The sequence below is a fragment of the Cronobacter sp. EKM101R genome (genome assembly GCF_963888145.1).
In the GTDB taxonomy this organism is placed as follows: Bacteria; Pseudomonadota; Gammaproteobacteria; order Enterobacterales; family Enterobacteriaceae; genus Cronobacter; species Cronobacter turicensis.
Map to the genome: position 1 here is coordinate 1 of NZ_CAWPHW010000037.1, position 393 is coordinate 393.

2 protein-coding genes are annotated in these 393 nt (G+C 59.5%); both read right to left on the reverse strand.

The window, feature by feature from the left end; genetic code table 11:
* Nucleotides 1-125: phage holin family protein (locus AACV31_RS17390; protein ID WP_166337124.1), on the reverse strand; the 125-nt coding region annotated here is incomplete at its 3' end.
* Nucleotides 115-393, reverse strand: a 279-nt coding sequence (locus AACV31_RS17395; RefSeq protein WP_166337126.1) for a putative holin, incomplete at its 5' end; no start/stop codon positions are given. The genes AACV31_RS17390 and AACV31_RS17395, both read right to left, overlap by 11 nt.

The window sequence follows — 393 nt, forward strand, 5'->3', positions numbered from 1 at the left end:
ATCAGCCAGGCCACCCACGACACCAGCGGTTTATGTGTTGCCTTATTCCTGCGGTAAAAAAAGAGCGCCAGCACGATTACCGTACACAGCGCCACATTCAGCAGACCCGGAATATCACTGAGCATGTCCACCTCCTCCCCGCATGCGGGCAAACAACCCTGAGACCAGCGAGGCGATATCCTGCTGGTGTATAAAGGAGAGAATTTTGACCGATACCACCGACACCACGACCGCGCATAACGCTTCTGCCGAGGAGCCGCGGTACCCCGTGACGCCGGTCAGCCAGGAGGCCAGTACATCGGCCCCCAGCACCCCGACAATAAACGACACCAGAAAGTGCGATGCCACCCGCCAGGCGGAAAGCGCCTGCGGCATCGTGGCCACAAACAGCGC